Genomic DNA, 25,559 nt, shown 5'->3' on the forward strand with positions numbered 1-25,559 from the left:
CAACCATGCTTCAACGTCGTCCGGCGAGTCTCTGTTGCAGTACTCCGACTGATCCAGCCCGACCAGCCTTTATCGCTCTTGTCGCCCACCTGACGGCTCGATTTCACCAGCTAGCTCCCCGAACATGAACACGATTCACCATCAATGAATCGGGGGCGCGCTCATGACGGGTTTCAGCCGGCGTTCATTCCTTCTGGCGATGGGTGTAAGCGCGGCAGGTGTGCCACTCCTCGACCGCCAAGCGTTTGCGTTCACCGCGGGCACCACGCTCGACGTCACGGCCGCGCCGATCGGCGCCAGCGGCTACCGCAGGCTCGCGGCCGGACCGGGCTGGCCGACCGTCGTGCGCAACGACCTGATCGCGGCCAAGGCGGGCAGGGAAGCACGGCGCCAGGCACTCGCCAGCTTCGTTCAGTTCAGCGACATGCACATCTGCGACGCGCAGAGCCCGCTGCGGTTCGAGTACCTCCACCCGATCATCGGATCGGGCGCGCACCGGCCGCAGGAGACGCTCACCGCGCAGGGGTCGACATCGCTCGTCAGGCGCGTCAACGCGGTCAAGCGCGGCCCGCTGACCGGCAGGCCGTTCGACTTCGTCATGACGACCGGCGACAACACCGACAACCACGAGCACATCGAGCTCGACTGGTTCCTGACGGTCCTGAACGGCGGCCGGATCGTCCCGAACACCGGCGACTCCAGGTACGAAGGCGTGCAGAACGCGGGCATCAGCACGTTCTGGCAGCCGGACCTCAGCAGCACGGACGACTACAAGGCAAAAGGTTTCCCGCAGCTCGACGGGCTGCTCGACGCGGCGGTCCGCGAGTTCACCAGCCCCGGCCTGGACATCCCCTGGTACTGCACGATCGGCAACCACGACGACAGCGTGGTCGGCTCGCTGCCGGACGGGCTCCTCGACAGCTGGTACACCGGGCGCAAGAAGATCGTCGGGTTCGGCGACCCCGTGCAGAACGCGAAGGTCGCGCGGGCGTTCAGCGATCCCGCGGCGCTTCCCGAGGCGCTCGCCATCCTCGCGAGCGGCGGTGTCGTCCGCACCGTCACGCCGGACGAGCGCCGCAGGTTGTTCGACACCGGTGAGTTCGTGCGCAAGCATCTGCCGACGGGCGGCCACGGCTACACGGAGGCCAACGCGGACGGTGTCGATGTCTTCTACACGTTCCGGATGGCGCCGGGCGTGACCGGCATCAGCATGGACACCACGAACCTCGCCGGCTTCGCCGAGGGCTCGATCGGGCTGCACCAGCTCAACTGGATCGAGAAGACCCTCAGGCGCAACAGCTCGCTCTACTACGACTGGCTCGGCAGGCCGACCCGGCAGAACGTCACCGACGAGCTGTTCGTCCTGTTCAGTCACCACACGTCCAAGTCGATGAGCAACGTCCTGCCGGATCGGCGCCGGCCGCTGGACCCGCGCATGAACGGCGACGCGCTCGTGAACCTCCTGCACCGGTTCCCCAACGTGCTGGCGTGGGTCAACGGGCACACGCACCGCAACGTGATCACGCCGCACCGGCACGACACGCCCAGCAGGAGCTTCTGGGAGATCAACACCGCCGCCCACGTCGACTACCCGCAGCACGCCCGCGTGATCGAGGTCGCGGACAACGGGGACGGCACGTTGTCGCTGTTCACGACCCTCCTCGAAGCCGACGCGCCGTACCAGGTCGACTACGACGACAGGTCGGACACGGGGCTGGCGAGCCTGTGCCGGGAAATCACCTACAACGACATCCACTCGCGGACGAACCCGCTGGGAACGCCGCTCGACCGGAACACGGAACTGCTGGTCAGCGTGCGGTGACGTAATCCTTGCCACACCCCGATCACCGTGATCAGGAATTTCGGCGGCTTAAGGTCGTTGACGTGGCAGTGGACATCTCGCTAACCCCATCGCAGCCCCGTCCGAGCGCGGCGGCCATGAGGCGTGCGCTGCGCCGGGCCGCTGACGGTGCCGTTCTCGATGCGACCGAGGCCGCCGTGCTGCTGCATGCGCGCGGGGAGGATCTCGACGCGCTGTTGACCGCGGCGGGCAAAGTGCGTGACGCGCACCTGCTCGCCGAAGGGCGTCCCGGGATCGTCACGTACAGCCGGTCGGTGTTCATCCCGCTGACCAGACTGTGCCGCGACCGGTGTCACTACTGCACGTTCGCGACCGTGCCGCACAAGCTGCCCGCCGCGTTCCTCGAACGCGACGAGGTGCTGGAGATCGCGCGGGCCGGGGCGGCGCAGGGCTGCAAGGAAGCGCTGTTCACGCTCGGTGACAGGCCCGAGGACCGGTGGCCCGCCGCCAAGGAGTGGCTGGAGGCGCGCGGCTACGAGTCCACTTTGGACTACGTGCGCGCCAGTGCCATCGCCGTGCTCGAGGAAACGGGTCTGCTGCCACACCTCAACCCCGGCGTGCTGAGCTGGGAGGAGCTGCAGCGGCTGCGTCCCGTCGCGTCCAGCATGGGCATGATGCTGGAGACCACGGCCGAGCGGCTGTGGAGCGAGAAGGGCGGGCCGCACTACGGCAGCCCGGACAAGGATCCCGCTGTCCGCCTTCGGGTCCTCACCGATGCCGGACGCGTGAACGTGCCGTTCACGACCGGAATCCTGATCGGGATCGGCGAGAACCTCACCGAGCGCGCCGAGTCGTTGCTCGCGATGCGCCAGATCGCCAAGCAGTACGGGCACATCCAGGAAGTCATCATCCAGAACTTCCGCGCCAAGCCGGACACGGCGATGCGCGGCATGCCCGACGCCGACCTGACCGAGCTCGCGGCCACGATCGCCGTGGCGCGCCTGGTGATGCCGTCGACCGTGAGTGTGCAGGCGCCGCCGAACCTGGTCGGCGAGGAGTTCGGCCTGATGCTGCGCGCGGGCGTCGACGACTGGGGCGGCGTCTCGCCGATCACGCCCGACCACGTGAACCCCGAGAAGCCGTGGCCGCAGGTCGACAGGCTCGTCGACATCACGCGCGAGGCCGGTTTCTCCTTGCAGGAGCGGCTCAACGTCTACCCGCGCTACGTCCGCGCGGCGGCGGGGCAGTGGATCGACACCCGGCTCACCGCGCACGTTTCCGCGCTGGCGCTGGAAAACGGCCTCGCGAACCCGGACGCTCCCGTCGTCGGCCGCGAGTGGCAGGAGCCGGACGGCGGGCTCGACACGTTCGGCCGTGCCGACCTGAACACCGCGATCGACACCGAGGGCCGCACGAGCGATCGCCGCGGTGACTTCGACGAAGTCTACGGCGACTGGACCGAGCTGAAGATTCCTGTTGCACCGCAACGGCTTTCCGAAGACGTCCAACGTGGACTGAAGATCGCGGCGAACGACCCGGCCGCGTTGCTCGACGACACCGATGCCGCGATGGCGCTGCTGACGGCGGATGGCTCCGCCCTGGAGGAGATGACGCGCCTCGCCGACGACCTGCGGCGCGAGGTGGTCGGCGACGACGTCACGTACGTGGTCAACCGGAACATCAACTTCTCGAACGTCTGCTACGTCGGCTGCCGCTTCTGCGCCTTCGCTCAACGCGAGCGCGATGCGGATGCCTTCAGGTTGAGCACCGAGGAGGTCGCCGACCGCGCGCAGGAGGCGTGGGACTCCGGTGCCACCGAGGTCTGCATGCAGGGCGGCATCGACCCCAAGCTGCCGGTCACCTACTACGCGGACGTCGTGCGCGCGATCAAGAAGCGTCTGCCCGAAATGCACGTGCACGCGTTCAGCCCGATGGAGATCGTCTCCGCCGCGGCGAAGGCGGGTGTGAGCGTGCGCGAGTGGCTGACGGAGCTCCGCGAGGCCGGCCTCGACACGATTCCGGGCACGGCGGCCGAGATCCTCGACGACGACGTCCGGTGGGTGCTGACCAAGGGCAAGCTGCCGACCGCGACCTGGCTCGAAGTCGTCAGCACGGCCCACGAGCTGGGCATTCGCTCGTCGTCGACGATGATGTACGGCCACGTGGACCACCCCGGTCACTGGCTCACCCACCTCCGCGTGCTGGCGCAGCTCCAGGACCGCACCGGCGGGCTCACCGAGTTCGTCGCGCTGCCGTTCGTGCACCGCAACGCCCCGATCTACCTCGCGGGAGTCGCCCGTCCCGGCCCCACCCGCCGCGACAACCGCGCCGTGCACGCGTTCGCGCGGCTGGCGTTGCACGGGCGCATCGACAACATCCAGTGCTCGTGGGTCAAGCTCGGCGACGAGGGCACCGCGGAGATCCTCAACGGCGGTGCGAACGACATCGGCGGCACGCTCATGGAGGAGACGATCAGCCGCATGGCCGGGTCCGAACACGGGTCGGCGCGTACTGTGCGTGAGCTTGAGACCCTGGCTTCGCTCGCAGGGCGTAACGCCCGTCAGCGGACTACGACATATGGGCGAGTGCGAACCGATCAACTGTGACCGATAGTCTGATTTGGCGCATCGACGCTACCGGTCATCGGTAGCTTGGCGGCCAATCAGTCAGCAAGGTTCACCCTTCCGGGGTGGATCTGTGCCTTGGGGAGGCTCGGCAAGTGCACGGCATGAGTCTGGTACTGAGCGCTGCGGTCGAGAGCAGCATGACCGGTACCGCTGCTGCAGGTCCCGTGGGTCTGGTCGCGGTCACGGCCGGCGTGGGTGGTCTGGTGTACGGCCTGGTGAAGCGTCGCAGGCCGGCCCCGGTCACGGCGGCGAACCAGCGCATCGACCTGGTTCCGCAGGACACCGCGCAGAACTGATTCGCCTGGTCTGAGAAGATTTCGTTCGTGTCCACGGAGAACGCACCCACCAGTCGTCCCCGAGTGCTGTCCGGCATCCAGCCGACCGCAGGCTCGTTCCACCTCGGCAACTACCTGGGTGCGGTGCGGCAGTGGGTCGCGCTGCAGGAGGAGCACGACGCGTTCTACTGCGTCGTCGACCTGCACGCGATCACCGTGGAGCAGAACCCGAAGGAACTGCGCCAGAACACGCGCGTTTCGGCGGCCCAGCTCCTCGCGCTGGGCATCGACCCGGACCGCGCGACGCTGTTCGTGCAGTCGCACGTCCCGGAGCACGCCCAGCTCGGCTGGGTCATGCAGTGCATGACCGGCTTCGGCGAGGCAGCGCGCATGACGCAGTTCAAGGACAAGTCCGCACGTCAGGAGCAGTCCGTCGGCGTGGGCCTGTTCACCTACCCGATCCTGCAGGCCGCAGACATCCTGCTGTACCAGGCGCACTACGTCCCGGTCGGTGAGGACCAGCGCCAGCACCTGGAGCTGACCCGCGACCTCGCGACGCGCTTCAACTCGCGCTACGGCAAGACGTTCCGCCTGCCGGAGGCGTACATCGTCAAGGACACCGCCAAGATCTTCGACCTGCAGGACCCGACGGCGAAGATGAGCAAGTCGGTGCCCGGCGGCGTGGTGGAGCTCCTGGAAGACCCGAAGCGTTCGGCCAAGAAGATCCGCTCGGCGGTCACCGACACGGGCCGCGAGATCATCTTCGACGTCGAGAACAAGCCGGGCGTCTCGAATCTGCTGACGATCTACTCGGCCCTGACGGGCCGCTCCGTGGAGTCGCTGGTTCTCGACTACGACGGCAAGGGCTACGGCGACCTGAAGAAGGACCTCGGCGAGGTCTTCACCGAGTGGGTCACGCCGGTCCAGGAGCGCGTCCGCATGTACCTCGACGACGTGGCGTCGCTGGACAAGATCCTCGCCCGCGGAGCCGAACGCGCCCGCGAGGTCGCGTCGGTCACGTTGCGCCGCTCGTACGAGAAGATCGGGTTCGTCCTGCCTGAGTAGTGCGCTTGCACTAGCGTCTCGACCGTGGACAAGTGGCGGCGGAAGTACGCGTGGCTCAACCACATCCTGCTGGCGTACGAGCGCTTCACCGAGAGCTACGGCACCCACTACGCGGCCGCGGTCACGTACTTCAGCGTGCTGTCCCTCGTCCCGATCCTGATGATCGGCTTCGCCATCGCCGGTTTCGTGCTGCAGTCCCAGCCGGACCTGCTGGCCGACCTCCGCGCGAGCATCGCCGAGGCCGTGCCGGACCAGCAGCTGCGCGACCAGATCAACGAGGCCGTGAACACCGCCCTGGACTCCAAGGGCACGGTGGGCATCATCGGTCTGCTCGGTGCCGCCTACTCCGGCCTCGGCTGGATGAGCAACCTCCGCGACGCCCTGACCGCGCAATGGGGCCACGCCAAGGCGAACCTGCCGTTCTTCGGCACGTTGTGGCGGGACCTGCTGTCGCTGGTCAGCCTGGGCCTCGCGATCGTGCTGTCGTTCGCCATCACGGCCGCCGGGTCGGGGTTCGCCGAGAACCTGCTGGACTGGCTGGGCTTCGAGAACGCGGGCTGGGCGCACGCGCTGGTGCGGATCGCCTCGATCGTCCTGTCGCTGCTCGCCAACTGGATGGTGTTCATCTGGGTGCTGGCCCGGTTGCCGCGCAAACCCGTCGGGTGGCGCAGTGCGTTGCGCGGGGCTTTCGCGGCTGCGATCGGGTTCGAGGTGTTGAAGCAGGCGGCGACGATCTTCCTGTCGTTCGTGACCCGCTCGCCCACCTCGGCCGCGTTCGGGTCGGTGATCGGTGTGCTGGTGTTCGCGAACCTGGTCGCGCAGTTCCTGTTGTTCATCACCGCTTGGACGGCTACCGCTCGGGAGAACCGGGAGCCCGAGGTGGTTCCCGCGCCGCCTCCCGCGGTGATCCAGCCGGTGGTGTCGGTGCGGTCCGGGCCCTCGCCGTCGTTGATGCTCGGGGCCGGGGCTCTGGTGGGGGCGTTGCTCGGCCTTCGGTGGCGCAAGCGGTAGCCCTGCTGACGCGAAACGGCCCCAGCGCGGTTGCGCTGGGGCCGTCGTCGTTGCGGGCTCAGACGCCCTGTGCCGCCTGAGCGGCCTGGCGGCGTGCCCTTGCCGCCTTGGCCCGCTTGTTGCGGATGTAGAGGAACACGGCGGCCAGGAGGCCGATGCCCGCCGCTGCCGTGATCGGGAGGCCCACGGTGCCGAACGCGGTGGGCGTCGGGCGGCCCGTGCCGGGGTCGGTCGCTGCAGCGTCGTCAGGGGCGTTGCTGTCCTGGGTGGGGACGACCTTCGGCTTGGGCTGCGGGGCGCCGTCGACGAGCTTGCCCACGCCGCCGGGGCCCATGTTGAAGCCGTAGTCGAGGAGCTTCGCGGCCTGGTTGGTGATGTGCGTGGGCTGTTGCTGGCCGCGCAGCATGGCGACCACCAGGCGGCGGCCGTTGCGTTCGGCGGCACCCACGTAGGTGTGCTGCGAGTCGTCGGTGAAGCCCGTCTTGCCACCGAGGGCGCCCTGGTAGTTCGCGAGCAGGCGGTTGTCGTTCGTCAGCATGATCGTGCCGCCGTTGCGGCCGGGGAACTGCGCCTGCTGGAGCTTGATGGCCTGGGCGAACTCGTCGTACTTCATCGCGCCGCGGAAGATCAGGGCGACGTCGTAGGCCGAGGTGCTGGTGCCGGGGGCGTCGAGGCCCGACGGGGTCACGGCGCGCGTGTCGAGGGCGCCGAGCTCCTTGGCCATGGCGTTCATCTTGCGCAGGGCGTTCGGCACGCCGCCGAGCTGGCGGGCCAGGGTGTGCGCCACGTCGTTGCCCGAGGTGAGCAGCAGGCCGTGCAGCAGCTGGCGGACGGTGTACTGGCCGCCGTCCTTGAGGCCGACGCAGGTGCACTCCTGCTGGGTGTCCTCGGCGCTGGCGGTGACGACGAGGTCGCCGCGCAGCTCCTTGGCGACGACCATCGCGAGCAGCACCTTGATGATGCTCGCCGGGCGCTGGCGGCCGTGCGGGTCGTATGCGGCGATGACCGCGCCGCTGTCCATGTCCGCGAGCAGCCACGAGGCGGCGGTGATGCCGCTGGGGGGCTGCGCGGAGTTCGGCGGCAGGATCAGGCCGCACTCGCCCAGCCGGTCGCCACCGATCGGTTTCTCCGGCACTTCGAGCGGCGTCGGCGCCTTCTGGCCGGGCGCCGGCTGCTCTGACGTGTCCACCGGGGGCGGCGGGGTCTCGCGGTTCGCGCACTGCGCCGAAACGGCCTGCTGCGCGGTGCCGGTCGGTGCGGCGAACGCGGCTGTGGCCGTTGCTAGGACCAGGGCGACGATGAGCCGTTTGGTGAAGGGCACGCCTCCAGGCTATCCACCCCCGTTTAGCGTCTTGCACGCACCACGTCTGATACTGGTCGCCGTGAAGCTCTCGCGCCCGATGTCACTCTTCCTGGTGGCTTTTGGTGTGTGGTCGTGGGTGATCTGGCCCACGTTCCTGAAAAACATCTGGAAAGACCCGCGTTCGTTCAGCGACGGACCTACTGCTTTCTTCACGGTGCACCTGGTGCTCGTGATCGTCTCGCTCGTGCTCGGCAGCATCATCGGGGTGCTGGGCGTGCGGGGCTTCCTGGCCACTCGACGTCGATAGGAAAACGCTGTGGAGTTCGTACGCCTGCTGCTGGTGTTCCTGCACCTGCTGGGCATGGGCATGCTCGTCGCGATGATCATGTTGCAGGCCAAGGCCGGCAAGGACGCGCCGGTCAACAAGGGCTGGCTGCACGGTGCCGCCCTGCAGCTGCTCACCGGGGTCGCGCTGGTCGGCATCGACCCGCTGGTCGACTCGGTGAAGTACGACCACATCAAGATCGGCGTCAAGCTGCTGGTCGTCGTGGCCATCGCCGCCGTCGTGGCGATCAACGTCAACAAGCCCAAGGCCCCGTCCTGGCTGATGCCGACCGCCGCGTCCCTCGTCGTGCTGAACGTGGGCATCGCGGTTTTCTGGACCTGATCGAGCGATCTCGGACGCACTCGTGGGTGACGTCCGCCTGTACGGCGTGCGACGTGCCGCACCTGGGCGAACCATCGCGGCATGTCACGTATCGCCTTCATCGGTGTGCTCACCGCCGGCGCGGTGTTGACGATCGTCGCGCTGCACGGCGGCGCCTCGGAGGCCACGGCCTCCGGGGACGGCCGGGCGTGCGCCGCCGCGTGGTGCCCGAAAGAACGGCCAGGGTGGCGCACGCCCGAGCCGAGAGGTGACGAATCTTCCACCTCGACGTCCCCGTCCACCACCACGTCGTCAACGACCACGACGACGACGCCGGTTTCGACGACGACGCCGGTTTCGACGACGACGCCGGTTTCGACCACGACGCCGGTTTCGACCACGACCACCACCACGTCGTCAACGACCACGACGACGCCGCCGGTTTCGACGACGACGCCGGTTTCGACCACGACCACCACCACGTCGTCAACGACCACGACGACGCCGCCGGTTTCGACGACGACGTCGGTTTCGACGACGACGTCGGTTTCGACGACGACGCCGGTTTCAACGACCACGCCGGTTTCAACGACCACGCCGGTTTCAACGACCACGCCGGTTTCAACGACCACGCCGGTTTCAACGACCACGCCGACCACTCCAACGTCGACGACCACCACTCCAACGACAACGACCAAGCCACCGACCACGTCGTCCACGCCCGTCACGAAAGCCCCACGCCATCAGGACGACCGCCTGGCCAGCACGGGTGCTTCGGTCGGCTGGCTGCTGCCGCTGGGAGTGCTGCTCATCGTCGCCGGAGCGCTCATGCTGCTGATCGACCGCAACAGGCGCGCCTCCCGCCGCTGACCGTCAAAAACTGTCGGTGGCGCTTGTCACACTGACTCCATGCTCATCGAACACCTGCGCGAACACAGCGATCTCGGAGTCATCACCGCCACCACCCTGAAGTCGCTGGGAGTCTCGAACCCCTGGCGCCGTTGTGAACCCGGCGGGCCGTGGCAGCGCATGCACCCTGGCGTGGTGCTGCTGCACAACGGCCCGCCCACGCGAGACCAACAGGTCACCGCCGCCCTGCTGCGAGCAGGCCCTGGCGCCGTTCTGACCGGCGCGGAAGCCTGCCGCCGCCACGGCCTGCCCGCCTCCGGCACCGAGATCCACGTGCTGGTGCCGGGTTTCGCCCGCGGCAGCGGTGCGTTGATCCTCGAACGCGCCTCCACGATGCCCGCGTCCACCGACGTGACCGGCTTCCCGGTGGTGTCCGCGGAAAGAGCCGTGGTGGACGCCTGCCGCCAGCTGCGCTCCATCGACGCCGCCACGGCCCTGGTGGCCGCCGCCGTCCAAAGAGGCCGGTGCACGCCAGAGAGCCTCGCCGGGGAGGCCCGCACCAACCGCTACGGCACCAAGCTGGTCCGCGCCGTCCTGAAGGAACTGGGCCGCGCGGAATCGGTCGCCGAACGCGACGCGCGCCGCCTCTCCCGCCGAATCCGCCTGACCACCCCGCACTGGAACGTCCCGATCGCCGACGCCGACGGCCTGGTCATCGGCAGGCCGGACGCCTGGTTCGACGACGTGGGCCTGGCCTGGGAGATCGACTCGAAGGCGTTCCACTACGGCCCGCGCGACTACGAGCGCACCCTCGCGCGCAACAGCCGGTACGCGGCAGCCGGAATCCTGGTCCTCCAAACACTGCCCAGTCGGTTGCGCGACAACCCGGACGCGGTGGCACGCGAGCTGAAGAAGGCACACCGGGCAGCGGCAGCGCGGCCAAGGCCGCCGGTGTGCATCGTGCGCCTCGATCACCCTTCGGCTTCGGGAGATCCGCCGCGGAAGTCGAACCGGTAGACGCCGTGCCCACCGACCACCACCAGGTCGGTGTTCCCGGCCCAGGTACATCCGGTCACCGTGCCGTCGAGCCGAATGGAGGTGAGGCACCGCCAGTCGGTGTTGTCGTAGATCCGGACGGTCTGGTCCTTCGTGACCATGGCGACCACCGAGTTGTCCGGTGTCCAAGCGGCGCCCTCGAGGTCGGAGCTGATCTCCGTCAGGACGGTGTGGCGTGTCCACGTGTTGGTGCTCCACACCTGCAGGCCGTCCTGAACTCCGACGAGCAGCCAGCGGTCGCCTGGTGTGACGCGTGCTCCATAGGGCTGCGTTCCGACGTTGACAGTCTTGATCACCTCGCCCGTGGCAGGTCCGAGGACGAAGACCGCGGTATCGGTGGTCACCACCACCGAGCTGCCGGACGGGGCGACCGCTGCTTCGACGATCTCCGGCGGTGCCGACCTCCGCAGGAGTGGTACGGCTCGGCGCGGGCTTTCCGGCATCGGCCGGTCGGCCAGCCGCACCGAGTCGCCGTCGGCCACGACGAACCTGGGCGGGCCCCAGTTGTCGACGTCCCACAACAGACCCTGCCCTCCGGATTGGGCGCAGACGTATGAACCACCGCCGGTGGCGGAGCTGAGCGTGTTGCCTTCGGGATGCGCCAGCACGCGGCCGGCGCGCCAGTCACCCGCGTCGCAGAGGAGGACCTCGCTGACCAGTTCCACCAGCAGTTGCCTGCCGCCGTGCAGCGCTACGAGGCTGTAGGCGCGGGTCGCGAACTCGAGCTCCAGAGCGGGCTGGGGAGGTGCGAGCCGCTGGATGATCGTGTTCGTCGGCGTCCCGATTGCCAGCCAGGTGCCGTCAGGTGCCGCGGCACAGGTGGACGCTGCGGTGTGCTGAGCCCGTTCTGATGCCAGCGCGGGATTCCAGAGCCGGGCGGTGCCGTCGGCGCTCGTCGAGGCGAGCGTGGAGCCGTCGGGGGAGAAGGCCAGCGCGTTGATCGCCGAGCCGTGGGCGGCGATCTGCCCGACCGGACGCCACTCCGCGACGGTCCAGATGGTGATCATGCCTTTGGCGTCGCCGGTGGCGAGCAGGTCTCCGCTCGGAGACGAGGCGACCGCGGTCAGGTCGGTGTGGTGCCTCAACATGCGCGCGGGCCGGCCGGGGCGGGCCAGGTCGTGCACGGCGATACCGAAGTCACCGGCGAGCGCTGCCCAGCGGTGATCGGGGTCCAGCGCGACGTCGGTGACCCCGTAGGTCGTCTGCAGCTCGGTGAACGTCGCGTGCTTACCGGTGTCGGTGTCCCACAGCCTGACCAGGCCGTCGTCGACGCCCAGCACCGTGGTGCCGGTCAGCGCGACACAGTGATCGAGATTCTGCTCGATCTTGAACTGCCGCAGCTTCTTTCCCGTGACCACGTCCCACACGATCAGCTGGTCCCGCGAGTCGGCCAGGACAAGCGTGCGGCTGTCGGCCGTGAAGGTGAAGCACCTGACCGTGCCACGGCCTTCGAGAGCAGCCTGCACAGTCCACGTTTCGGTGTCGAACACGTTCACCACCGAACGAAAACCTTCGACTGCCAGCCACCTGCCGTCAGGCGAGAGTGCGCTTTCGCTGAACAGCCAGGTGTTCGTGGTGATGACCTGCAACACACGACCGCTTTGCGGCTCCCACACCCGGATCGTGTCGTCCGCGCCGACTGTGGCCAGCCACGCCCCGGTGGGCGAGAAGTCGCATGCTTTCACGGCGTGGTCGTGACCGGTGAGCACCCGCTTCAACGCGGGGTCGGGCAGGTCCGGCATCGGAGCGCTCGGCACCAGCCGTGGCACGCTCCGCGTTTCCGCGATCGCAGCCTCGTGCAGCTTGCTCAGCGCCGGATAGTGGGCGAGCCGATGAGCGAGTGCGTTCACCACCGCGTGCTCGGGGATGGTCGGCGTCAGCGTGTGGCCCAACTGGTCGAGGAACCGGGTGAGCTCACGGCTGTGCTCGTTGTCGACGAGTGCGACGTCCTCGGCCACGGCGACAGGACCGAACCTGCGCAGTTTGCCGATGATCCAGGCCGGCGCCTCCACGAGCGCGGCCAGTTCCCCGGTCCGCTGAGCACCCGTGAGGTGGTAGGCGAGGGTGCGCCACAGGTGTTCCTGCTCGCCGGGAATCTGCCACCATCCCGCCGCGCCTGGCGGGAGCGTTGCGGCGACACCGTCGAGAAAGGTGTTGTGCAGCGCGGTCAGCCGATCGAGCCCGCACTCGTGCCGCAGGTAGGTGCGAATGACGTCGTGCAGGCGTACGCGGTGCAGCCCGGTGGCCAGGGAGAGGTCGACGACCTCCTGACACAGCAGGTCGGTCTCGTCGGGCGACAGCCTCGCGGTGCGGTGCCAGAGCAGCGCGATCAGGTCCCGCGGGATGTCGGTGTCCTCGGGGAAGATCGCCAGCTCGACGACTCGGTCCCGGCGTTCGCCGAGCAGGCTCAGCGAGGATTCCAGGGTGGCGGCGACCGTGCGGTCACGGCGATCCGCGTCGGTGACGTCGAGCGCGGCGGGGCCGAGGTTCTGCAGGCGTTGCAACAGCTTCTGCGCGGTCTCGGTGACGTCGGCGCCGGTGCGATCCGCTCGTCGCAGAGCGGCGTTGGCCAGGCTCAGGGCGAGCGGCCAGCGGCCGGTGATGTCGAGCAGACCGTCCCTGACGGAGTCGGGCAGTCCGGCGATGCCGCTGTTCACCAGGGCGCTCGCCTGTTCCTGCCGCATCTGGTTGACCTCGACGGGGTCCGCGTCGCTGGGCAGGACGTCGGAGAACCTGGTGGTCACCAGCAGCGTGCAGCCGCGGCCCGCGTCCAGGAACGGGCGCAGCTGCTCGGCGGACCAGACGTCGTCGACGACGAGCAGGGAGCGGCCGCGCTCCTTCAGCAGCGCGCCCAGGTGCATACCTGCCTGTTCCGGCCGGGTGAGGCCGGGGCTCTGGCCGTCGATGCGCTTGATGACGTCGTTGATCGTGTCCGCAAGTGCCGCGCCGCGGACCTCCTGGCCCACGGTGACCCACCAGATGTTGGTGCCGAACGCCGCCTTGATCTCCTTGTTCTCGCACACCTCCGCGGCGAGCGTCGTCTTGCCGAACCCGCCGGCACCCCAGAGCCCGGTCGTGATGGCGACCTTGCGCGTCCCCGTGCCCAGCAGCAGGCGCACGATCTTCCCCGAGAGCTCCGGCCTGGCAACGATGCCGCTGGCGGAAGCCACCGGCGGTGCTCCGAGAGGCTTGGTCCGGCCGGCCGAGACCTGCCACACCGCCAATGCCACCCAGATGACGGCCAGCACGGCGAGCAGCACGAAGAACGTCCAGCTCCAGCCCGACGTCAGCAGATTCACGACGATGGCGACGGCGATGCTCACCACGGTGACCGCCGCCGCAGCGGTTGTCTGCTTCTTCAACGTGGCCTCACGGTGGTCCGGTCGTGTGCGTCCGGAAAGACTTACCACGCGCAAAGCGAAGCGCCGCGCCCCCAACGGGAACGCGGCGCTTCGAAAACGAGAACTCAGATGCGCTTGAACAGCAGCGCGCGCTTCACTTCCTGGATCGCCTTGGTGACCTGGATTCCGCGCGGGCAGGCGTCGGTGCAGTTGAACGTGGTCCGGCACCGCCACACGCCGTCGATGTCGTTGAGGATGTCGAGCCGCTCCTCAGCGCCCTCGTCACGCGAGTCGAAGATGAACCGGTGCGCGTTCACGATCGCCGCGGGGCCGAAGTACGAGCCCTCGGTCCAGTACACCGGGCACGACGTGGTGCAGCAGGCGCACAGGATGCACTTCGTGGTGTCGTCGAAGCGCTCGCGGTCGGCGACCGACTGGATGCGCTCGCGCGTCGGCTCGTTGCCGTAGGTCACGAGGTACGGCTTGACGGCGCGGAACGCCTCGAAGAACGGCTCCATGTCGACGAGCAGGTCCTTGTTCACCGGCAGGCCCTTGATGGGCTCGATGGTGATCGTGGTCTGCTTGCCGCCCTTTTCCAGCAGGTCCTTCAGCAGGACCTTGCACGCCAGGCGGTTGACGCCGTTGATGCGCATGGCGTCGGAACCGCAGATGCCGTGGGCGCAGGAACGACGGAAGGTCAGCGTGCCGTCCACGTACCACTTGATGTAGTGGAGGAGGTTCAGCACGCGGTCCGACGGGAGCGCGGGGATGTCGAACGAGTCCCAGCGCGGCTCGTCGTCGAACTCCGGGTTGAACCGGCGGATCTTGACGGTGACCGTGACAGCGCCGTCCGGAACCGGCGGCTGGGAGCCGCGCGAGCCAGCAGTGGTTTCAGCGGTGGCGGTCATCAGTACTTGCGCTCCATCGGCTTGTACCGGGTAAAGGTCACGGGCTTGTAGTCGAGGCGGATGTCCGCCGCCAGACCCTCGCCCTGCTTGTAGAACATGCTGTGGCGCATGAAGTTCGTGTCGTCGCGGTTCGGGTAGTCCTCGCGGGCGTGTCCGCCGCGGGACTCCTTGCGCGCCAGCGCGCCGACGACCAGCACCTCGGCCAGCTCCAGCAGGAAGCCGAGCTCGACGGCCTCCAGCAGGTCCGTGTTGAAGCGCTTGCCCTTGTCCTGCACGGAGATGTGGGCGTACCGCTCCTTCAACGCCTGCACGTCGTGCAGCGCCTGCTTCAGCGTGTCCTCGGTGCGGTACACCGAAGCGTTCGCGTCCATCGTGGCCTGCAGCTCGGTGCGGATGTCCGCCACGCGCTCCTGGCCGTGCTCCGACAGCGCCAGCGCGACCTGGGCCTCGACGGCGGCGGCCGGGTTCTCCGGCAGTTCGACGTGCTCGTCACGCGACAGCGCGTACTCCGCGGCGGCGATGCCGGCGCGGCGGCCGAAGACGTTGATGTCCAGCAGCGAGTTCGTGCCGAGGCGGTTCGCACCGTGCACCGAGACGCACGCGCACTCACCGGCGGCGTACAGGCCGGGCACGACGTTGTCGTTGTCCCGCAGCACTTCGCCGTGGACGTTCGTCGGGATGCCACCCATCGCGTAGTGCGCGGTCGGGTACACCGGGACGGGCTCGACTACCGGGTCGACCGCGAGGTACGTGCGGGCGAACTCGGTGATGTCCGGCAGCTTCGTCTCCAGCACCTCGGCGCCGAGGTGCGTGCAGTCGAGCAGCACGTAGTCCTTGTTCGGGCCGGCACCGCGGCCCTCCAGCACCTCGAGCGCCATCGAGCGGGCGACGATGTCGCGCGGCGCCAGGTCCTTGATGGTCGGGGCGTAGCGCTCCATGAACCGCTCACCCGAGGCGTTGCGCAGGATCGCGCCCTCACCACGAGCGCCCTCGGTCAGCAGGATGCCGAGACCCGCGAGGCCCGTCGGGTGGAACTGGTAGAACTCCATGTCCTCCAGGGGCAGGCCCTTGCGGAAGACGATGCCCATGCCGTCACCGGTCAGCGTGTGGGCGTTCGACGTGGTCTTGAAGACCTTGCCGAAACCACCGGTCGCGAACACGACGGACTTGGCCTGGAAGACGTGGATCTCGCCGGTCGCGAGCTCGTACGCGACGGCACCGGTGCAGACCGGGCCGTTCTCCGTCTCGGTGAGACAGATGTCGAGGACGTAGAACTCGTTGAAGAACTCGATGCCGTGCTTGACGCAGTTCTGGTACAGCGTCTGCAGGATCATGTGACCGGTGCGGTCCGCGGCGTAGCAGGCGCGGCGCACGGCGGCTTCACCGTGGTTGCGCGTGTGGCCGCCGAACCGGCGCTGGTCGATCTTGCCCTCGGGCGTGCGGTTGAACGGCAGGCCCATCTTCTCGAGGTCGAGAACGGCGTCGATGGCCTCCTTCGCCATGATCTCGGCGGCGTCCTGGTCGACCAGGTAGTCGCCGCCCTTGATCGTGTCGAAGGTGTGCCACTCCCAGTTGTCCTCCTCGACGTTGGCGAGGGCGGCGCACATGCCGCCCTGGGCCGCGCCGGTGTGCGAACGCGTGGGGTAGAGCTTCGTGAGCACCGCGGTGCGGGCGCGCTGGCCGGACTCGATCGCCGCGCGCATTCCGGCACCACCAGCGCCGATGATGACTACGTCGTACTTGTGGAACTGCATTGTGGTGGGCTCCCCGCGCGGGTCAGTTCGAGATGTTCGGGTCGAAGGTGAAGATCACGAACGTGCCGAGCGAGACGATCAGCACCATCGAGACGTAGAGCAGCATCTTCAACCAGAACCGGGTGGCGTCCTTGCGGGCGTAGTCGTTGATGATCGTCCGCACGCCGTTGCCGCCGTGGATCTGCGCGAGCCAGAGCATCGCGAGGTCCCAGAACTGCCAGAACGGGGACGCCCAGCGGCCTGCCACGAATCCGAAGTTGATCCTGTGGATGCCGCCGTCGAGGATGTTCATGATGAACAGGTGGCCGAGGACCAGGACCACGAGCAGCAGGCCGGAGAGGCGCATGAACAGCCAGCTGTAGAGCTCGCCGTTGCTGCGACGGGCCGCGGGGCGGCGCGGCTGGCGGGGCTTGTCGAGTGCGAGAGACATGGTCAGTGACCCCCAACCAGCTCGGAGATCGTGCGCTGCATCATGAAGTAGAAGCCGGGGATCATCACGACGACCCAGACGGCCAGCACGGTCCAGAGCATGACCCGCTGGTACTTGGCGCCCTTCTCCCAGAAGTCGACCAGCATGACCCGGATGCCGTTCAGCGCGTGGTAGAGCACCGCGCCGACGAGGCCGACCTCGAAGAGGTTCACGACCGGGTTCTTGTAGGTCTCGATCACCGCGTCGTACGCGTTCGGTGACACCCGCACCAGTGCGGTGTCGAGCACGTGGGTGAAGAGGAAGAAGAACGTGAGGACACCGGTGATCCGGTGGGCGACCCAGGACCACATGCCCAGATCACCGCGGTAGAGCGTCCCACCCCCTCGGGTGGTGCCCGACCGCTCGGGTGCGCCTGCGCTGGTCATGCGCCGCGGCCTCCAACGTCAGTGGTGGTGGTCGGTGAACAGTTCCGCCGACCATGACCGGAAAATCCTAGTCCCGCACGTCGGACCCGACCCAGCAGGCGCACCCGCTCTGTGATCGACGAGACACGCTGTCGATCGGCCAAGCGGTCTTTATCGATCCCGAAATGCGGTTCACGCCACAAATGGCGCGCGCGTACCGGGAAAACGGAGGACGGCGGCCCGGACCTCCGCCTTGGTCCGGGCCGCCGTCGTCGGCAAGGGCACTTGCCACCCTCTACACGATCGGGGACCCGCGACCGGTTCAACGTTCGGCGCAGGAAGTTTCGTCGAACGTCGAACCGCAGGTCAGCGGCGGTCAACCGGCAGGCATTCGCGAGTCAGTGTCGCGACGGGGCCGCGACTCATCCTGGGCGCGTGGGGAGGGAACTGCCGCCGGGTGGACCGGTCGCGGGGATGTCGGCAGTGCTCGAACGCCGGGCCTGGCGCGCGGAACTGCGCCGTTTGGGCGACGATCAGAGCGGCGAAGCGCTCGAGGGCGACGTTTCGCCACGCGCCGAACACGAATGATCACCACAGGTGCGGCCAATGCGTCGAATGCGTAACCGATAGGGGTCTTTGTAGGTGCTGGCCGCAACGGGGTTGGTTACTAAGAGGTACGGTGCGCCGTCTAGAACCCAACAACGTCGTTGGGGAGGAACCTCAGGGAGGAGACGAGCCGTGCGTCGTCGTATGCGTGGCGTCGCGGTCGCCGCGATCGCGCTGACCAGCGTGATGACTATGGCCGCCTGCGCGAAGGATTCGGGTGGCGGGAACAACTCGAACACCGGCAGTGGTGCCGCTTGCGAGTTCGCCACGCCTCCCACCGCGCCAGCCACCTCGAACACCAGTGCAGCCAACGGTGACAAGGTGGACGCGAGCGCGCTGAAGATCGGTTTGGCCTACGACATCGGTGGCCGTGGCGACGCGTCGTTCAACGACTCCGCCGCCGCCGGTCTCGACAAGGCCATCGCGGACATGGGCATCAAGAAGGAGAACACGCGCGAGCTCTCCGCCGCCCCTAACGAGGACGAGTCGGCCAAGCAGACCCGTCTGCGCCAGCTCGCGAGCGAGGGCTTCAGCCCGATCATCGGTGTCGGCTTCGCCTACGCCGAGTCGATGAAGCTCGTCGCCGCGGAGTTCCCGAACGTCAAGTTCGGCCTGGTCGACTCTGCCGTCGAGGGCGCGACCAACGTCACCCCGCTGCTGTTCGCCGAGCAGGAGGGCTCCTTCCTCGCCGGCGTCATCGCCGCGTACCAGAGCAAGAAGTGCCACGTGGGCTTCGTCGGCGGCGTCGAGATCCCGCTGATCCAGAAGTTCGAGGCCGGCTACGTCCAGGGTGCCAAGGCCGCCGCGCCGAAGATCCAGGTCGAGAAGAAGTACATCACCCCGGCCGGTGACTTCACGGGCTTCCAGGACGCCCCGAAGGGCCAGGAGGCCGCCAAGGGTCAGATCGACAAGGGCGCCGACGTGATCTACCAGGCCGCGGGTGCGTCCGGTAAGGGCGTCTTCTCGGCTGCCAAGCAGGCCGGCGTGCTGGCGATCGGTGTCGACTCCGACCAGTACAACCAGGCGACCGTCGCGGACACCAAGGACGTCATCGTCTCCTCGATGCTCAAGCGCGTCGACGTCGCGGTGTACGACTACATCAAGGCCGCCGCCAAGAACGACCTGTCGTCGCTGCCGAAGGTCTTCGACCTGAAGGTCAACGGTGTCGGTTACTCCACCTCGGGTGGCAAGATCGACGCGAAGCTGCAGGGCATCCTCGAGGGCTACAAGGCCCAGATCATCGAGGGCAAGATCAAGGTCGCGGACAAGCCGTAGTCCGAGAAAGCCACAACTGCCGGGCCCTGTGAGGACTGCCCCTCACAGGGCCCGGTTCGTGGTAGGAGGAGCACTCGACGATGAGCAGTTCCACGTCCGTACGGACGGACGATCCCCCCGCGGTGGTGCTCACCGGCATCACCAAGCGATTCCCCGGTGTGGTCGCCAACAGCGACGTTCACCTGACCGTCCGCCGTGGCGAGGTGCACGCGCTCTGCGGTGAGAACGGCGCGGGCAAGTCGACCCTGATGAAGATCCTCTACGGCATGCAGTCGCCGGACGAGGGCACCATCGAGGTGAACGGCGAGCAGGTGCGGTTCCGCACGCCTTCGGACGCCATCAAGGCCGGTATCGGCATGGTGCACCAGCACTTCATGCTCGCCGACAACCTCACCGTCCAGGAGAACGTGGTCCTGGGCGCGGAGGCGCTGCACGGCATCGGTCAGAAGGCCCGCAGGCGCATCATCGAGCTTTCGGGCAAGACCGGGCTCAACGTCGACCCCGGCGTGCTCGTCGAGCAGCTCGGCGTCGCCGACCGGCAGCGCGTCGAGATCCTCAAGGTGCTCTACCGCGGCGCCAAGGTGATCATCCTGGACGAGCCGACCGCCGTGCTCGTGCCACAGGAGGTCAACGAGCTGTTCGACACCGTCCGCGGCATGCAGGAGCAGGGCTACACGTTTCTGTTCATCTCGCACAAGCTCGACGAGGTCCGCGCGATCGCGGACTCGGTCACGGTGATCCGCCGCGGCACGACCGTGGGCAGCGCGGACCCGAAGACCGTCTCGTCGCGCCAGCTCGCCGAGATGATGGTCGGCAGCGAGCTCCCCAGCCCGGAGACCCGCGAGTCCACCGTCACCGACAAGGTCGTGCTGGACGTCAAGGGCCTCAGGCTGATGACCCCCGACGGCTCGCGCCCGATCCTCGACGACGTCGACCTGGTGGTCCGTTCCGGTGAGGTCGTCGGCGTCGCCGGTGTCGAGGGCAACGGCCAGACCGAGCTGGTCGAGACGATCATGGGCATGCGCAAGGCCGGCGGCGGCACGATCACGTTGCTGAACAAGGACCTCACGAAGCTCGGCACGCTCGCGCGGCGCGAGGCGGGCATCGGTTACATCCCGGAGGACCGCCACCGCCACGGCCTGCTGCTCACGCAGCCCCTGTGGTACAACCGGATTCTCGGCTACCAGACGCGCAGGCCGACCGCCAAGGGCGTCTGGCTCGACACCGACGGCGCCAAGAAGGACACCGAGCGGATCGTCGCCGACTTCGACGTCCGCACGCCGGGCATCGACGTGCCCGCCGCCGCGCTTTCCGGTGGCAACCAGCAGAAGCTCGTCGTCGGCAGGGAACTGTCCGGCAACCCGGTGCTGCTCATCGCCTCGCACCCGACCCGCGGTGTCGACGTCGGCGCGCAGGCGTTGATCTGGGACGAGATCAAGCGCGCCCGTGCCGCTGGTCTCGCCGTGCTGCTGATCTCCGCCGACCTGGACGAGCTGATCGGCCTCTCGGACACGATCAAGGTCATGCTGCGCGGCCGGCTGGTGGCCGACGCCGACCCGAACACCGTCACGCCCGAGGACCTCGGCAGCGCGATGACGGGTGCTGGTAGCACGAGTAGCTCCGTACAGGAGACCGGCGCTGCGCACGAGACCGCGGTGGTTGAGGAAGGCGAGAACTGATGGGGAACCTGCGCGGCAAACTCCTGCCGCCCGCGTTGGCGATCGTCTTCTCGATGCTGCTGTGCGGCGTGGCGCTCGTGATCTCGGGCGCCAACCCGCTCAGCGCGTTCGGCGCGATGATGAGCCAGGTCGGGAAGGGCACGACGCTCGTCGACATCATCAACTCGACGGGCATCTACTACATCGCGGCGCTCGCGGTGGCGATCGGGTTCCAGATGAACCTGTTCAACATCGGTGTCGAGGGCCAGTACCGCGTCGCGGCCGTCATCGCCGCGGTCGTCGGCGGCTCCATCGTGCTGCCGCCCGGCATCCACACGCTGGTGATCATCATCGTGGCCGCCCTCGCCGGTGCCGCCTGGGCCGCGATCCCCGCGATCCTCAAGGTGACCAGGGGCGTCAACGAGGTCATCTCGACGATCATGATGAACGGCCTCGCGATCGGCTTGTCGGCGTACCTGATCCGCCGGGACGTCTTCGGTGAGCTGCGGGGCAACAACATCCGCACGGCCGAGATCCCGGAGAGCGGCTGGATGCCCGGCATCTCGTTCGGCGGCTCCGGCACGATGTTCGGCTTCATCTTCGTGGCCGTCGCTCTGGGCATCGGCTACTGGATCATGATGAACCGCACCAGGTTCGGCTTCGAGCTGCGGGCGTCCGGCGAGTCCTCGACCGCCGCGTCGGCCGGTGGCGTCAACGCCAAGAAGATGGTGCTGGTGTCGATGCTGCTCTCGGGCGCCATCGCGGGCCTGATCTCGCTGCCGGAACTGCTCGGCCGCGACCACACGTTCAGCCTGAACTTCACCGCGGGCATCGGCTTCTCCGGCATCGCGATCGCGCTGCTCGGCCGCAACCACCCCGGCGGCATCGCGTTCGGCGCGCTGCTGTGGGCGTTCCTCGACAAGTCGGGTCTCGCGCTCGACAACGTCGGTGTGCCAAGGGAGATCGTCACCATCATGCAGGGCTCGATCGTCCTGTCGGTCGTCGTCGCGTACGAGGTGGTGCGCCGCGTCGAGCTCGCTGCGGAACAGCGTCGCGTCGGCCGTGAGCTCGGAACTGTTGGAGGTGCCGCGTGATCACGACGCTGGAGGAGAAGCCCCACATCCCCGCGGCCCCTCGCAAGCGCAAGGTGCCCGGCTGGGCCGTCGCGATGCTCGGTGTCGCCGGTGCCGTCGCGCTGCTGTCGATCACCTCGATGCAGACCGGGTTCCCGCAGCTCACCTCGTCCGGCACGACCCAGACCGCGGTCCGCCTGGCGCTGCCGATCCTGCTCGCCGGCCTCGGCGGTCTGTGGGCGGAACGCGCGGGCGTGGTCAACATCGGCCTCGAAGGCATGATGATCATGGGCACCTGGGGCGCGGCGTGGGCCGGCTACCAGTGGGGCCCGTGGGCGGCTCTGGTCGCCGCCGTCGTGTTCGGTTCGCTGGGCGGTCTGCTGCACGCGATCGCCACCGTGACGTTCGGCGTGAACCACATCGTCTCCGGTGTGGCGATCAACCTGCTCGGCGCCGGTGTCACCAAGTACCTGTCGACGCTGCTGTTCCTGCCGCTGTCGAACAACCCCCGCCAGTCCCCGCCGGTCCAGCCGTTCGACACGTACTCGGCGGCGGGCTTCGCGGACTGGCTCGGTGAGCTGGAGCAGGGCCAGCGCCTGTTCATCTCCGACGTCGCGGGCATCCTGCGCGGCCTGGTCACCGGCGTCTCGCCGTTGATGATGCTGACGATCCTGCTCGTGCCGCTGTCGTACTACCTGCTCTGGCGCACCCGTTTCGGCCTGCGCCTGCGCTCGGTCGGCGAGAACCCGCACGCCGCGGACTCGCTGGGCGTCAAGGTGTACTTCCACAAGTACGTCGCGGTGATCGTCTCCGGTGGCCTCGCCGGCCTCGGTGGCGCGGCTCTGGTCCTGAACCCGGGCCAGCTGTCCTATCTGGAGGGTCAGACCGGCGGCCGCGGCTTCATCGGCCTCGCCGCGATGATCTTCGGCAACTGGCGCCCCGGCGGCCTGCTGGGCGGCGCGGCGCTGTTCGGCTACGCCGACGGCCTGCAGCTGCGTTCGGGCGGCGAAACGGTGCTGGCGCTGGTCTACGGCGTCGTGCTGCTGCTCGGCGTGATCGTCGTCTGGCAGCTGATCCGCCGCAGGTGGTTCTCGGCGGCGGCGGCGATCGTCGTGGCCGTGCTGCTGTACCTGCTGTACATCAGCCTCGACGAGATCCCCGGCGAGTTCGTCTCGTACGCCCCGCACATGGTGACGCTGGCCGTGCTGGCCGTGGCGTCGCAGCGGCTGCGGATGCCGGCCGCGGACGGTGTGGTCTACCGCCGTGACTGAGATCGACTGGGATCTGCTCAGGGCACGGGCAGTGGAAGCGGCGGCGTTCGCCCACTGCCCGTACTCCGGGCTTCAGGTCGGGGCGGCAGCGCTGTGCGACGACGGCCGTGTTGTCGTCGGGTGCAACGTGGAGAACGCCTCTTACGGCCTCGGACTCTGCGCCGAATGCACCCTGGTCGGCCAGCTGCGGCTCACAGGTGGCGGCCGGTTGGTCGCGGTGGCCTGTCGTTCCGGTACCGGCGAGCTGCTGATGCCGTGCGGCCGGTGCCGTCAGGTGATCTACGAGTTCGGCGGACGTGACTGCCTGGTCGACACCGCGCGCGGGCCGTTGCCGATGACCGAGGTGCTGCTCGACGCGTTCGGACCGGAGGATCTGCCATGAGTTTCTCTGCTGTGGACGTCATTCGTGCCAAGCGTGATGGGCTGACCCTGTCCGACGCGCAGATCGACTGGGTCATCGACGCTTACACGCGTGGTGTCGTGGCGGATGAGCAGATGTCGGCCCTGGCGATGGCGATCTTCTTCAACGGGATGACTCCTGCGGAGACCGCGCGGTGGACGCAGGCGATGATCTCGTCCGGGGAGCGGTTGTCGTTGCAGGTCTCCCGGCCGACTGTGGACAAGCACTCGACCGGTGGGGTGGGCGACAAGATCACGCTGCCGTTGGCGCCGTTGGTGGCTGCTTGTGGGGCTGCTGTGCCGCAGTTGTCCGGGCGCGGCCTGGGCCACACCGGTGGGACGCTGGACAAGCTGGAGTCCATTCCGGGGTGGCGCGCTGCACTGTCCACTTCGGAGATTCTGTCGCAGCTTTCTTCGGTTGGTGCGGTGGTTTGTGCTGCTACCGAAGGGTTGGCTCCGGCTGATCGGAAGCTCTACGCGTTGCGGGATGTCACTGGGACTGTCGAGGCGATTCCGCTGATCGCTTCTTCGATCATGTCGAAGAAGATTGCTGAGGGGGCCGAGTCGCTGGTGCTCGATGTGAAGGTCGGGTCTGGGGCCTTCATGAAGGATCTTGCTTCTGCTCGTGCTTTGGCTGAGGCGTTGGTCGCGATCGGGGTTGAGCACGGGGTTCGGGTTTCGGCTTTGTTGACCGACATGTCTGTGCCGCTTGGTCGTGCGGTTGGTAATGCGGTTGAGGTTGCCGAGTCTGTTGACGTGTTGCGTGGTGGTGGGCCCTCCGATGTTGTTGAGCTGACTGTGGCTTTGGCTGCGGAGATGCTTTCGCTGGCGGGGATTTTGGCTGATCCGGGTGCTGTTTTGGCTTCTGGTGAGGCTTATGAGGTGTGGGCTCGGATGATCCGGGCTCAGGGCGGCGATCCGGATGCCCCGTTGCCGGTTGCCGCACATCGCCACGTCGTCGAGGCGCCTGCTTCCGGGATTCTGTCCACTTTGGATGCTTATGGCGTTGGGGTGGCGGCTTGGAGGCTTGGGGCTGGGCGGGCTCGTAAGGAGGATCCGGTGCAGGCTGGGGCTGGGGTGATGTGCTTGGCCAAGCCTGGGGATGTGGTGGAGGCTGGGCAGCCGTTGCTGGAGCTGTTCACCGATACGCCGGATGCGGTCGAGGGGGCGTTGCAGGCGTTGGAGGGGGCTTACTCGGTCTCGGACGACGAGGTTGAGCGGTCGCCGTTGGTGATCGACACCATTCGCGGCTGATTTTGGGCGCGTCGGTTTCGTAGGTCGTCCCCCGGTTGCGAGAGTTTTCCCGGGGCTACGCCCCAGACCCCGCCAATCTGATCAAAGACCCGGCCGGCGCCACGCGCAGGTTGATGGCACGCCTGTTGCGTTGGGCGGCTTGCGGTTGCTTTGTTGGTTGCGGTGTGGGGTGGGTCCCGTCACGAGCCGCACCGGAGCGAGCCACGCTCGGGCACGACTCGTGACGGGACCCACCCCGCCAGCCCGCGTTGTGAAAAGCAGCTCGGCTTCGTCGTCGCCTTTGCTCGGCTTCGCCGTCGCTTGGGCTCGCCTGCGGCTTCGCTTCGGCTTCGGCCTCCCCACTCGGCTTCGGCCTCACCACTCGGCGTCGGCTTCGCCGCTCGCCTGGGGCCCGCTCGCTTGCGGCTTCGCCAGAGGTGCCGCGCGGGGGCTCGGCTTGGTCTTTGGGCCGTTCGTGGGCTGCGACTCCGCTGGCGCGCAGCCGGTGCCCCTGCTGTACCTTGGCGCACCCCCCTTGCGCGCTTTGGACGTGAAACGGCCCCGGAGCAGCAGC

Annotated in this window: 22 protein-coding genes; 16 read left to right on the forward strand and 6 right to left on the reverse strand. The window is 68.0% G+C overall.

The window, feature by feature from the left end:
* Window positions 1–199: 199 nt before the first annotated feature.
* The 5 genes from C8D87_RS13480 to yhjD all read left to right on the forward strand — a co-directional run bounded on the left by C8D87_RS13480 (window position 200) and on the right by yhjD (window position 6,779).
* Window positions 200–1,822 (forward strand): TIGR03767 family metallophosphoesterase, encoded by a 1,623-nt coding sequence (locus tag C8D87_RS13480; protein ID WP_233442076.1) that lies wholly within the window; start codon window positions 200–202, stop codon window positions 1,820–1,822.
* A gap of 116 nt (window positions 1,823–1,938) precedes the next feature.
* Window positions 1,939–4,407: a bifunctional FO biosynthesis protein CofGH gene (locus C8D87_RS13485; protein ID WP_233442077.1), complete on the forward strand. Its 2,469-nt coding sequence runs from the start codon at window positions 1,939–1,941 to the stop codon at window positions 4,405–4,407.
* 122 nt (window positions 4,408–4,529) lie between these two features.
* Window positions 4,530–4,724 (forward strand): hypothetical protein, encoded by a 195-nt coding sequence (locus C8D87_RS45085; RefSeq protein ID WP_146771696.1) that lies wholly within the window; start codon window positions 4,530–4,532, stop codon window positions 4,722–4,724.
* Between the two features lie 27 nt (window positions 4,725–4,751).
* Window positions 4,752–5,768 carry a tryptophan--tRNA ligase gene (trpS, locus tag C8D87_RS13490; protein WP_112226840.1) on the forward strand — a complete coding sequence of 339 codons (1,017 nt, stop codon included), beginning with the start codon at window positions 4,752–4,754 and terminating at the stop codon, window positions 5,766–5,768.
* Window positions 5,769–5,792: 24 nt separating this feature from the next.
* Complete coding sequence (yhjD, locus tag C8D87_RS13495) at window positions 5,793–6,779, forward strand: inner membrane protein YhjD (RefSeq protein WP_112226841.1); 987 nt, start codon at window positions 5,793–5,795, stop codon at window positions 6,777–6,779.
* Between the two features lie 58 nt (window positions 6,780–6,837).
* On the opposite strand, the gene C8D87_RS13500 is transcribed toward yhjD, so the two are convergent.
* Window positions 6,838–8,100: a D-alanyl-D-alanine carboxypeptidase family protein gene (locus C8D87_RS13500; RefSeq protein ID WP_112226842.1), complete on the reverse strand. Its 1,263-nt coding sequence runs from the start codon at window positions 8,098–8,100 to the stop codon at window positions 6,838–6,840.
* 61 nt (window positions 8,101–8,161) lie between these two features.
* Here C8D87_RS13500 and C8D87_RS13505 point away from each other — a divergent pair, with 61 nt between their 5' ends.
* From C8D87_RS13505 to C8D87_RS13520, 4 genes are all read left to right on the forward strand, one after another.
* Window positions 8,162–8,389: an SCO4848 family membrane protein gene (locus tag C8D87_RS13505; protein WP_109639091.1), complete on the forward strand. Its 228-nt coding sequence runs from the start codon at window positions 8,162–8,164 to the stop codon at window positions 8,387–8,389.
* 9 nt (window positions 8,390–8,398) lie between these two features.
* A complete protein-coding gene (locus C8D87_RS13510; RefSeq protein WP_112226843.1) occupies window positions 8,399–8,749 on the forward strand; it encodes a hypothetical protein in 351 nt (116 codons plus the stop codon).
* Between the two features lie 81 nt (window positions 8,750–8,830).
* Window positions 8,831–9,598, forward strand: coding sequence for a hypothetical protein (locus C8D87_RS47595; RefSeq protein WP_233442078.1), 768 nt, complete (start codon window positions 8,831–8,833; stop codon window positions 9,596–9,598).
* 39 nt (window positions 9,599–9,637) lie between these two features.
* On the forward strand, window positions 9,638–10,594 hold the full coding sequence (locus C8D87_RS13520; protein ID WP_112226844.1) for a hypothetical protein: 957 nt from the start codon (window positions 9,638–9,640) through the stop codon (window positions 10,592–10,594).
* Here C8D87_RS13520 and C8D87_RS13525 read toward each other — a convergent pair.
* The 5 genes from C8D87_RS13525 to sdhC all read right to left on the reverse strand — a co-directional run bounded on the left by C8D87_RS13525 (window position 10,549) and on the right by sdhC (window position 17,491).
* The gene (locus tag C8D87_RS13525) at window positions 10,549–13,995 is read right to left on the reverse strand and encodes an NB-ARC domain-containing protein (RefSeq protein ID WP_170166408.1); all 3,447 of its coding nucleotides are present in this window, start codon (window positions 13,993–13,995) and stop codon (window positions 10,549–10,551) included. The genes C8D87_RS13520 and C8D87_RS13525 overlap by 46 nt on opposite strands.
* Before the next feature lie 104 nt (window positions 13,996–14,099).
* On the reverse strand, window positions 14,100–14,882 hold the full coding sequence (locus tag C8D87_RS13530; RefSeq protein ID WP_109639095.1) for a succinate dehydrogenase iron-sulfur subunit: 783 nt from the start codon (window positions 14,880–14,882) through the stop codon (window positions 14,100–14,102).
* Window positions 14,882–16,636, reverse strand: coding sequence for a succinate dehydrogenase flavoprotein subunit (sdhA, locus tag C8D87_RS13535; protein ID WP_109639096.1), 1,755 nt, complete (start codon window positions 16,634–16,636; stop codon window positions 14,882–14,884). Before sdhA ends, C8D87_RS13530 begins: the two co-directional genes overlap by 1 nt.
* 22 nt (window positions 16,637–16,658) lie before the next feature.
* Window positions 16,659–17,066: a succinate dehydrogenase hydrophobic membrane anchor subunit gene (locus tag C8D87_RS13540; RefSeq protein WP_407656981.1), complete on the reverse strand. Its 408-nt coding sequence runs from the start codon at window positions 17,064–17,066 to the stop codon at window positions 16,659–16,661.
* 2 nt (window positions 17,067–17,068) lie between these two features.
* Entirely contained in the window at window positions 17,069–17,491 is a 423-nt protein-coding gene (gene sdhC, locus C8D87_RS13545; protein WP_109639097.1) for a succinate dehydrogenase, cytochrome b556 subunit, read from the reverse strand.
* Between the two features lie 414 nt (window positions 17,492–17,905).
* On the opposite strand from sdhC, the gene C8D87_RS45860 reads away from it, so the two are divergent.
* From C8D87_RS45860 to C8D87_RS13575, 7 genes are all read left to right on the forward strand, one after another.
* Window positions 17,906–18,058, forward strand: coding sequence for a hypothetical protein (locus C8D87_RS45860; RefSeq protein WP_170166409.1), 153 nt, complete (start codon window positions 17,906–17,908; stop codon window positions 18,056–18,058).
* Window positions 18,059–18,220: 162 nt separating this feature from the next.
* A complete protein-coding gene (locus C8D87_RS13550) occupies window positions 18,221–19,351 on the forward strand; it encodes a BMP family lipoprotein (protein ID WP_112226846.1) in 1,131 nt (376 codons plus the stop codon).
* 80 nt (window positions 19,352–19,431) lie between these two features.
* Window positions 19,432–21,030 carry an ABC transporter ATP-binding protein gene (locus tag C8D87_RS13555; protein ID WP_112226847.1) on the forward strand — a complete coding sequence of 533 codons (1,599 nt, stop codon included), beginning with the start codon at window positions 19,432–19,434 and terminating at the stop codon, window positions 21,028–21,030.
* Window positions 21,030–22,103 (forward strand): ABC transporter permease, encoded by a 1,074-nt coding sequence (locus C8D87_RS13560; RefSeq protein ID WP_112226848.1) that lies wholly within the window; start codon window positions 21,030–21,032, stop codon window positions 22,101–22,103. The genes C8D87_RS13555 and C8D87_RS13560 overlap by 1 nt, the downstream gene beginning before the upstream one ends.
* The gene (locus C8D87_RS13565; RefSeq protein ID WP_233439977.1) at window positions 22,100–23,353 is read left to right on the forward strand and encodes an ABC transporter permease; all 1,254 of its coding nucleotides are present in this window, start codon (window positions 22,100–22,102) and stop codon (window positions 23,351–23,353) included. Before C8D87_RS13560 ends, C8D87_RS13565 begins: the two co-directional genes overlap by 4 nt.
* Window positions 23,346–23,735: a cytidine deaminase gene (locus C8D87_RS13570; protein WP_109639101.1), complete on the forward strand. Its 390-nt coding sequence runs from the start codon at window positions 23,346–23,348 to the stop codon at window positions 23,733–23,735. Before C8D87_RS13565 ends, C8D87_RS13570 begins: the two co-directional genes overlap by 8 nt.
* The gene (locus tag C8D87_RS13575) at window positions 23,732–25,006 is read left to right on the forward strand and encodes a thymidine phosphorylase (protein ID WP_112226849.1); all 1,275 of its coding nucleotides are present in this window, start codon (window positions 23,732–23,734) and stop codon (window positions 25,004–25,006) included. The genes C8D87_RS13570 and C8D87_RS13575 overlap by 4 nt, the downstream gene beginning before the upstream one ends.
* The last annotated feature ends 553 nt before the right edge of the window (window positions 25,007–25,559 follow it).

The organism is Lentzea atacamensis, assembly GCF_003269295.1.
Classification (GTDB): domain Bacteria; phylum Actinomycetota; class Actinomycetes; order Mycobacteriales; family Pseudonocardiaceae; genus Lentzea; species Lentzea atacamensis.

Bases quoted from the DNA above. Each gene is read 5' to 3' on its own strand.
- sdhC (WP_109639097.1), bottom strand. From the start codon at position 17,491: ATGACCAGCGCAGGCGCACCCGAGCGGTCGGGCACCACCCGAGGGGGT.
- C8D87_RS13480 (WP_233442076.1), top strand. From the start codon at position 200: ATGGGTGTAAGCGCGGCAGGTGTGCCACTCCTCGACCGCCAAGCGTTT.
- C8D87_RS13485 (WP_233442077.1), top strand. From the start codon at position 1,939: ATGAGGCGTGCGCTGCGCCGGGCCGCTGACGGTGCCGTTCTCGATGCG.
- C8D87_RS13550 (WP_112226846.1), top strand. From the start codon at position 18,221: ATGCGTGGCGTCGCGGTCGCCGCGATCGCGCTGACCAGCGTGATGACT.
- C8D87_RS13575 (WP_112226849.1), top strand. From the start codon at position 23,732: ATGAGTTTCTCTGCTGTGGACGTCATTCGTGCCAAGCGTGATGGGCTG.
- C8D87_RS13560 (WP_112226848.1), top strand. From the start codon at position 21,030: ATGGGGAACCTGCGCGGCAAACTCCTGCCGCCCGCGTTGGCGATCGTC.
- C8D87_RS13520 (WP_112226844.1), top strand. From the start codon at position 9,638: ATGCTCATCGAACACCTGCGCGAACACAGCGATCTCGGAGTCATCACC.
- sdhA (WP_109639096.1), bottom strand. From the start codon at position 16,636: ATGCAGTTCCACAAGTACGACGTAGTCATCATCGGCGCTGGTGGTGCC.
- C8D87_RS13555 (WP_112226847.1), top strand. From the start codon at position 19,432: ATGAGCAGTTCCACGTCCGTACGGACGGACGATCCCCCCGCGGTGGTG.
- C8D87_RS13530 (WP_109639095.1), bottom strand. From the start codon at position 14,882: ATGACCGCCACCGCTGAAACCACTGCTGGCTCGCGCGGCTCCCAGCCG.
- C8D87_RS47595 (WP_233442078.1), top strand. From the start codon at position 8,831: ATGTCACGTATCGCCTTCATCGGTGTGCTCACCGCCGGCGCGGTGTTG.
- C8D87_RS45085 (WP_146771696.1), top strand. From the start codon at position 4,530: ATGAGTCTGGTACTGAGCGCTGCGGTCGAGAGCAGCATGACCGGTACC.
- C8D87_RS13540 (WP_407656981.1), bottom strand. From the start codon at position 17,066: ATGTCTCTCGCACTCGACAAGCCCCGCCAGCCGCGCCGCCCCGCGGCC.